This window comes from Soehngenia sp. (assembly GCF_055108775.1).
Window position 1 is genome coordinate 38173 of sequence record NZ_JBSQIL010000007.1, and the last position, 8716, is coordinate 46888.

At 34.0% G+C, this 8716-nt stretch carries 8 protein-coding genes; 4 read left to right on the forward strand and 4 right to left on the reverse strand.

Translation table 11 applies throughout. The features are described 5' to 3' along the window. The first annotated feature begins 4 nt into the window (after positions 1–4). The 4 genes from fdhF to fdhD are packed head-to-tail and all read left to right on the forward strand — an operon-like array spanning position 5 to position 4570. A complete protein-coding gene (fdhF, locus tag ACTB1H_RS02055) occupies positions 5–2701 on the forward strand; it encodes a formate dehydrogenase subunit alpha (RefSeq protein WP_463261176.1) in 2697 nt (898 codons plus the stop codon). Beyond that, a complete protein-coding gene (locus ACTB1H_RS02060) occupies positions 2694–3185 on the forward strand; it encodes a MogA/MoaB family molybdenum cofactor biosynthesis protein (protein WP_463261177.1) in 492 nt (163 codons plus the stop codon). The genes fdhF and ACTB1H_RS02060 overlap by 8 nt, the downstream gene beginning before the upstream one ends. Further along, on the forward strand, positions 3166–3786 hold the full coding sequence (mobA, locus tag ACTB1H_RS02065) for a molybdenum cofactor guanylyltransferase (protein ID WP_463261178.1): 621 nt from the start codon (positions 3166–3168) through the stop codon (positions 3784–3786). Before ACTB1H_RS02060 ends, mobA begins: the two co-directional genes overlap by 20 nt. After that, entirely contained in the window at positions 3764–4570 is an 807-nt protein-coding gene (fdhD, locus tag ACTB1H_RS02070) for a formate dehydrogenase accessory sulfurtransferase FdhD (RefSeq protein ID WP_463261179.1), read from the forward strand. The genes mobA and fdhD overlap by 23 nt, the downstream gene beginning before the upstream one ends. Here the strand turns inward: fdhD and ACTB1H_RS02075 are convergent, their stop codons facing one another. From ACTB1H_RS02075 to ACTB1H_RS02090, 4 genes are all read right to left on the reverse strand, one after another. Next, entirely contained in the window at positions 4571–5254 is a 684-nt protein-coding gene (locus ACTB1H_RS02075; RefSeq protein WP_463261180.1) for a HesA/MoeB/ThiF family protein, read from the reverse strand. It lies immediately after the preceding gene. A gap of 57 nt (positions 5255–5311) precedes the next feature. Then, positions 5312–5551, reverse strand: coding sequence for a MoaD/ThiS family protein (locus tag ACTB1H_RS02080; protein ID WP_463261181.1), 240 nt, complete (start codon positions 5549–5551; stop codon positions 5312–5314). Further along, positions 5552–7417 (reverse strand): aldehyde ferredoxin oxidoreductase family protein, encoded by a 1866-nt coding sequence (locus ACTB1H_RS02085; protein ID WP_463261182.1) that lies wholly within the window; start codon positions 7415–7417, stop codon positions 5552–5554. Positions 7418–7553: 136 nt separating this feature from the next. Continuing rightward, on the reverse strand, positions 7554–8222 hold the full coding sequence (locus tag ACTB1H_RS02090) for a TetR/AcrR family transcriptional regulator (RefSeq protein ID WP_463261183.1): 669 nt from the start codon (positions 8220–8222) through the stop codon (positions 7554–7556). Between the last annotated feature and the right edge of the window lie 494 nt (positions 8223–8716).

Consider the following 8716-nt stretch of genomic DNA (forward strand, 5'->3'; position numbering starts at 1 on the left):
AATTATGAAAACAGTAAAGCTTACTATAGATAATAAAGAAATTGAGGTCGACAGTTCATTAACTGTCATACAAGCGGCAGAATTAGCTGGCATAGAAATACCAAAGCTCTGCTATGATGAAAGGCTTGATATATTTGGTGCATGCAGAATGTGCATTGTAGAAATTGAAGGTAATAAAAAGCTTCAAACTTCTTGTTCAACTAAAGTAAAAGAGGGAATGGTTGTACATACTAAGACTGATAGAGTGATAGAAGCTAGAAAAGATATATTAAGGTTACTTCTTGACAATCACCCAAATGACTGCCTAACTTGTGAAAAAGCAGGAGATTGCTTGCTTCAAGATTATGCCTATGAATACGATGTTAAATTTAGGACTCATCGCGGGAAAATAAGAGAAAGATATATAGACGACACAAATCCATTTTACATATATGACGCTCAAAAATGCATCTTATGTGGCCTTTGTGTTAGAGTTTGTTCAAGGCTTCAAGTTACAGGGGCAATAGATTTTGTAAATCGAGGGTTTGATACGATAATCGGGACTCCATTTAATGATGGGTTGATCAATTCAAACTGCGTATCATGTGGAAATTGCGTTTCAGTATGTCCCACTGGAGCATTGTTGCCAAAATCTAAAGAGAAGTTTAGAACATGGGAAGTAAAAAAAGTTAAGACTACTTGCACATTTTGTGGAGTAGGTTGCCAGATAAATCTACTCGTCAAAGAAGATAAAGTAGTAGGGGTAGAACCTGTAAAAGATGCTGTTAATGAGGGGTTATTGTGTGTTAAAGGAAAGTTTTCATTCAATTTCATAAATCATCCAGATAGATTAAATACACCATTGCTAAAAGAGAATGGGGAATTTAAAGAAATATCGTGGGATAGAGCATATGAAATAATCAAAGAAAAAGTAGAAGCTTATATGGAAGAAAGTGGGCCTGATTCTTTCGCTGGACTTGCATCAGCAAGATGTACAAATGAAGAGAATTACTTATTTCAAAAGCTTTTCAGAGCTGTACTAAAGACGAATAATATAGACCACTGCGCAAGGCTCTGACATTCTTCAACAGTTGCAGGGCTTGCAACTACACTAGGAACAGGTGCTATGACAAATAGCATCGCAGAGATAAAGAACAATGATACGATATTTGTGATAGGTTCAAATACTACTGAAACGCACCCTGTCATAGGTGCTTTTATAAAACAAGCAGTTAAAAAGGGAGCGAAATTGATTGTCGCAGATCCAAGGAAGATTGAGCTTTCAAAATTTGCAGATGTCCATATTCAGCTTAAACCTGGCACAAATATAGCCCTAATAAATGGTATGATGAATGTCATCATAGAAAACAAACTCTATGATGAAGAATATATTAAGAAAAATTGTGAGAATTTCGATGAATTAGTAAGACTTGTTAAAAACTATCCACCTGAAAAAAGTGCTGAGATTTGTGGAGTCGATAAAGACTTGATAATAAAAGCTGCTTTAATCTATGCAAATTCTCCAAATGCAGGGATTTACTATACTATGGGGGTTACTCAGCATACTACTGGAACACATGCAGTGATGAGTTTGTCTAATTTAGCGCTTTTATGTGGAAATGTTGGTAAGGAAAATGCTGGAATAAACCCATTGAGAGGGCAGAACAATGTTCAAGGTGCAAGTGATATGGGGGCAACACCTGCAGATTTGACAGGATATCAGAAGATTTTTCATAGAGAAAGTCTCGAAAAATTCGAAAGAGCATGGAACACAAAACTTTCTGATAGAGTCGGTGCAACCATCACAGAGATGTTCAAACTTATAGAGGAAGAAAAAATAAAATTTTTATACATCATGGGAGAAAATCCAGTTGTATCCGACCCTGACACAAATCATGTGATCAGTGCGCTAAAAAAAGTTGACTTTTTGATCGTTCAAGATATATTTTTTACTGAAACTTGCGAATATGCAGATTTAGTGCTGCCAGCGGTTTCTTTTGCACAGAAAGACGGCACTTTTACTAATACTGAAAGAAGAGTTCAAAGAGTAAGAAAAGCGGTAAAAGAAAATGGACTTGCAAAGCCAGACTGGCAAATAATCATGGAGATAATGAACACTTTAGGCTATGAAAAGGAATATTCTCATCCTAAAGAGATAATGGAAGAAATAAGTTTGCTAACTCCTCAGTACAGTGGAATCAACTATGAAAAGATAGAGGCAAATGGCATACAATGGCCATGCAAGGATTTAAATGATATAGGAACAAAATTCTTGCACAAAGACAAAATTTCAAGAGGCAAGGGTTTGTTTATGCCTGTTGAATATGTTCAAAGCAGAGAAACTCCAGATGATGAATATCCGTTTATTTTGACTACTGGTAGAATTCTTTATCATTATCACACTAGGACTATGACTGGTAAGGAAGAAGGACTAAATGAGATAGCAGGAAGTTCATATATAGAAATAAACGAAGAAACTGCCAACAGATTGACCATACAAAACGGGGATAAAGTAAGAGTTAAATCGAGAAGAGGCGAGATCATAACGAGGGCAAAAGTTGTGGATACGATAGACAGAGATGTTTTATTTATGCCATTTCATTTCACAGATGGACAAGCTAATTACTTGACCAATACTTTTTTAGATGAGATAGCAAAAATACCAGAGCTAAAAGTATCTGCTGTAAGCATAGAAAAGTTAGAGGAGGAGGACTATGTTTAAAGTAGGGATATTGACAGCCAGCGACAAAGGTTCAAAAGGTTTAAGAGAAGATTTATCAGGCAAACTCATAAAGGAAATAATGGAGAAAAATGGATATGAAGTAGTGAGGACTGTTATTGTCCAAGATGACAAGGAAGACATAAAAGCTGAACTATTGTATATGGCTGATGAACTCAAAGTAGATTTGATATTAACCACTGGTGGCACTGGATTTAGCAAAAGAGATATAACACCAGAAGCCACTTTAGAAGTGGTGGATAGACTGGCTATGGGAATAAGCTATGCTATTTTAAATAAAAGCCTTGAAAAGACTCCACATGCAATGCTATCACGGGCTGTAAGCGGAATAAGAAATGAAACTTTGATAATAAATCTACCGGGAAGTCCAAAAGCTGTTGAAGAATCATTAGATGTTATTTTGAGTGCTTTGCCACATGGACTGGAGATTTTGACAGGAAGGGCGAGTGAGTGTGCTAGAGAATAATGTAAATAAATTTGGATCTGCAATGATTTTAGCAGGTGGTAAAAGCTCGAGAATGGGCTTTGACAAACAATTCTTAAAGCTAGAGAATAAATCAAATATAGAATCACTCATAGAAAAACTTAGCCCAATATTTGATGAGTTCATCATTGTAACAAACAAACAGGATTTATATGATAAAGAGAATCTAAAGATTGTAAGCGATGAAATAAAAGATAAGGGTCCTCTGTCAGGAATCTACATTGGTTTAAAAACTGCTAGGTCTAAATATGTATACTGTATAGCTTGTGACATGCCGATAGTGAATCTCGGTTATATTAAACATATGATGGAAATTCTAGATAGGGAAAGCAATTTAGCAATAGTCACAAGAGCTTTAGTTGGCATTGAGCCTTTTAATGCTTTTTATTCTAAAGACTTAGTAGATGATATAGAAAGACATTTAATGGAGGAAAAAAGAGATGTAAAGTCTCTTTTAGAGAAAGTTAAAACCAGCTATATCTCATATAGAAAAGCACTTAGTTTCAGTCCTGATTGGAGTATGTTTTTAAACTTGAATACTAGAGAGGATTTAGAAGTATATGAAAGCTTTAGATCGCGATGACTTTAAAACAAAGCAAAGAGTAAAAATAATTAAAGTGAACGGCAAAAATATTTCAGAAGAAGATGACTTTGTAGCTGTCGAAAAACCCTTTACAATTTTTCTAAATGACATAGAAATAGCGACTTTGATGATCACACCAGAGTCGCTATATGAGCTTACGGTTGGGTTTTTAATTTCTGAAGGGATAATAAACACAGTAGATGAAATAAAAGACTTAAAAATCTACGAAACAACTCTTGAGGCTAGAGCGATAACTTATGAAGACAAGGCATTAAAACAATCTCTTTTAAATAAGAGGTTGATTAGCTCAGGCTGCGGAAATGCCCCCATATTTTACAATGTTATTGACTCTATAAAGAGCAAAAAAATAACAACTGATTTTACGATTAAAGATATAGAATTGCTAACACTAATGGAAAAATTCAATAAAAATTCCAAGCTTTTTATAGAAACTGGCGGTGTTCATTCTGCAGCATTAGCAAATCATACCAATATTTTATACTTCTATGAAGACATCGGCAGGCACAATGCTATAGACAAAGTGCTTGGCAGAGCTGACATGGAGAAATTAGACTACAGCGATAAAATCATCTTAACATCTGGAAGAATTTCTCATGAAATAATCTCAAAGACCTCTAAGAGAGGTATTCCTGCTGTCATATCTCATTCAGCTCCTACATCTTATTCTATAGAATTGGCTAAAGCTTTAAATATAACATTAGTCGGTTTTGTGAGAGGTAAAAGATTAAATGTGTACACAAATTTTGACAATATAATACAATAATTATTTATTGTTTCTTAAATCAACAACAGTGTAGGATTGAGTATAAGTGTCGATTAATAGGAGCTTATGCCTAAGCAATTCACCTCTTTTTATCAATATCTTTAAAACTTCACTCACCTCAATTGCTGCAATCAAAGCTGGGGTAAATGAAGGGTTACCTAACTTGTTTTCTACACTTTCAGCTCTTTTGTAGATTAGATTTAAAGTATTGTCATTTGGCATAATAGTTGAAACTTGTCCATACCAGCCAGATATAGCTCCATGTACCATAGGAATATTTAATTCTCTTGCAAAATCTTGTATTAAAAACCTCGTCTTTATGTCATCAACTGCATCAACAACCACATCATGTCCTTTTAAGATATCTTTATAATTATCTTCTGTGATATTTGTACTAATGCTATTCACTTTGACTAAAGGGTTTATTTCATTTACTCTGAGTTTAGCTGCTAGAGCTTTATTTTGTCCTAAATTATTCATTTTTGAAAAAAGTTGTCTGTTTAGGTTTGTTTCTTCAAAGGTTTCACCATCTACAGCACTTATTGTACCTATACCAAGGCGAGCTAGCATTTCTATTATATAACCGCCTAAACCACCACAACCAATTACACAGACTTTATATTTACTCAAGCTTTCATTCTCTTCCAGTGATAGCATTTGCATATTTCTAAGGTATCTTTCCATAAATACACCCCTATTAAATCATATATAAGCTCATCTTACGATGAGCTTATATATTTTTTAGCCTCCACCTAATGGAGTCAACACTATTATTTTATCATTTTCGTTTAAAATTGTGTCATCCTTTGCACTTGAGTCATTCACTATAAATGTAGCATTTTGAATAATCGGTTTCAAATCTTCACTAGAAAGTTCTATTAGAGTGGACTTAAGTTGATTTAGATCTGAACCTTCTTCTAACTCTAACATATCAGGCATATTATCATGAATTACACCCATATATTTTAGTTTTACTATCATCTATTTATCTTCTCCATAAATATCTTTTATTACTTCGTCTAAATGCCCAAGTCTTTCTAAGACAGCTTTATCTGGTAAACCAGTATCAAAATCGATTCCTGCTTCTTTGAAGAAGTTTCGACCTAACTTATCAACATCTACACTATATCCTTTTAATGGGCCAGCCTCAAGTGGAGGATCTCCGATTGCTCTTTTTGAAATAGTCATATCTTTTGGTTTTATACCTTCTCTTAAATTAAATGCATATCTCATCATGAATATTCTAAGTCCTGCATTGAATGCTGCTTGCTGATCAAAGTTCATACCTGTTGTAGCAGCAATGTACTCGTAAACTGCCTCCTGAGGTGCACATAGTATAGAAAAATAGCACATACTAGATGCATTTAATACTTCTGTAAACAATGTCATACCTAAATCCATTGGACCAGTGCCTTCAAAGATGAAATTTTCTTCTTTGATAGGCTCTAGCATTTGAGCTGAACCAATACCACCTTTTACATGTCTACCTGGGGTTGGGTCATATTTATATGTTCTAGCTAAACCAGGTGAGTGTCTAGGGTCATGCATTGGAAGTTCAATACCTGAAGCAGTTTGCAAATATTCTTTTCCCTTGTTCCAGTAATTTGCAGCATATTGGGATCCGTGAGACAATACCATACCACAACCATCACCATTAGCCATTTTCTCCATTATTTTTACTATTGCCTCTCCATTTCCCCATGTCAATTCAATGCCATCTAAGTCCTCTTTTGATAGTATACCTCTTTCATAGCATTCCATTGCCCATGCGATAGTCATACCTGCAGAAATCGTGTCAAATCCATATCTGTTGCAGATTTCATTGCATTTTAGTATAACATCAGGATCACCACATAATAGGGTGCTTCCAAAGGCAGCTGCTGTTTCGTATTCAGGTCTTTCAGTTGGTCCTAAAGGCCATCTTCCATCATTTACTTCATATTCTGCACCACATCCAAGTGGACAACTAGCACAGTTATATTTCTTTGTTTTGTAGCGATCAAGAGCAATTGAACCTAATTTTTCTGCCTTTTCTTCTCCAAAGTCAATCACACCTACACCAGCCCAGTTTTTAACAGGAGAATCTCCACTTAGTGCAGAAGCAGGAGTACCTACACCTGTTCCATAAGTGCCAAATGCTTGAGCCATTTGACTGTTTTTCATTGCCTCAGTTACTTTTTTGTTGATTTCCAATACTTTATCTGGGTGAGCTACTGGGATATCTTGAGTTCCTCTAACAGCTATTGCTTTTAATTTTTTAGAACCCATTATTGGTCCTGTACCACCTCTTGCAGGAGCACGGTGCCCATCGTTAATAGGACATGAAATCAGTGAAACTCTTTCACCAGCAGGGCCAATTGCACTTACTCTTATTCTTGGCTCTCCTGTTTCTTCTTTTAATGCTTCCCAAACTTCTTTTGCATCCATACCCCATAGATGAGATGCATCTCTTATCTCAACTTTTCCATTATTGATGTAGATGTATACAGGCTTTGGAGATATTCCTTTGATAAAGAGAGCGTCATATCCTGCTTTTTTTAGCTCTGGACCAAAGAAACCACCTGAATTTGCATCATTCCATCCTCCTGTTATAGGGGATTTATTTACTACTGTGTATCTGCCGCCAAACCAAGCTTTTGTTGCACTTGTAGGTCCAGTGATAAAACCTATTACACTGTCGGGACCTAGTGGGTCAGTGCCTGGTTTCATCATATCATAGAGTATCTTTGCTCCAAATCCATATCCGCCAATAAAGTTTTCTGCGAGTTCCTTTGGAGTTTCCTTTTCCTCGATATCTCCGGTCGATAGGTCAATAAATAACATTTTCCCTGCATATCCATAGAGCATTTTTTATCTCTCCTTTCAGGTTTTAATACTTAAAATTGGTCACGCCTAATCTGTTAACTTTATTATACTACTACAATAGAACTTTATCAATCATAAATTTGGGCAAGCCTAAAAATAATTCAAAAAAAAAGCAAGGTCAGTCCCTTGCCCATTTACAGCTTTCTATCAAAAATGATGTAATTTCTTTTAATTCAACAGTATCAGCTATCTCTTTAGCTTTATCATTAATTTTTTTGATATCTTTTTCTCGTACTTTTAGCATAGTGAACATAATTTTATTTACAGTCGTCGCTAATTTATCATAAGTCATTTTAATTTTTCCTTCTCTTATGCTTAGGAGCAACTCAGATTCTGCTCCAACTGCGACAGTCAAAGCTAGCAACATCTGATATTTTGTTATAGGGATATCATCATTTTCGATTATTTTATAATAAGAATCAATATACTTTTCGATTTTTACTTTTGTTAATTCTCTACTAGATATCATTTCTGACAAAAAATTCAAACTCTCATTAGTTGATGTCATAACCTTGTAAAAGAGTATATTTAAGAGTGCTAAATAAGTGTAGCCTTTTACTATATCTTTATAGTTTTTTTCAACATAGTTATATAATGCATCTAAAATATCTTCATACATTTCTATTACAATGTCTTCTTTTTGATTGTAATAATAATGCAAAAGACCTTTATTAATTTGAGATTGATTTGCAATCTCTCTAGTAGTGGTATTTTTAAAACCCTTTTCTTTAAATAATCTATATGAATTTTTTAATATATTATCTCTTTGGATTGTTGCACGATCCATTTCAACCACCACCAAATTTAATTATTATCTACTTTAGTATAAACAATTTTAATAAAACTGTCTATTTGTATATGGATAAGATAGCATTAATTAATCATTCTTTTAAAAACAATTTATACTGTATTATTATTTACAAAAAATTGACATATCAAATTTACTATGATATACCTATGTTAAGGTTTTTACTGAATATTCTAATAAATCTATTTCTAGTAAAAATCTATTAGGGGAATATGGTTATTGTTAAATTTGTAAAGAATATGAATGCGCTATATAATTTAAAAATATAAATTATTGGCGTTCGGAATCCAGAGTTATACATTCATAGCGAAAACATTATACATAGAGAGTTTGGAGTCCTCAATTTTCATTTAAGTTTACAAAACGTATAAGGAGACTCTGTAAACTAAACATGAAAAAATAGCACAATGTTTTACAAAATTGTATTAAATTAGAATTAATTTCATCTTCATGATGATACTTGAGATGATAAA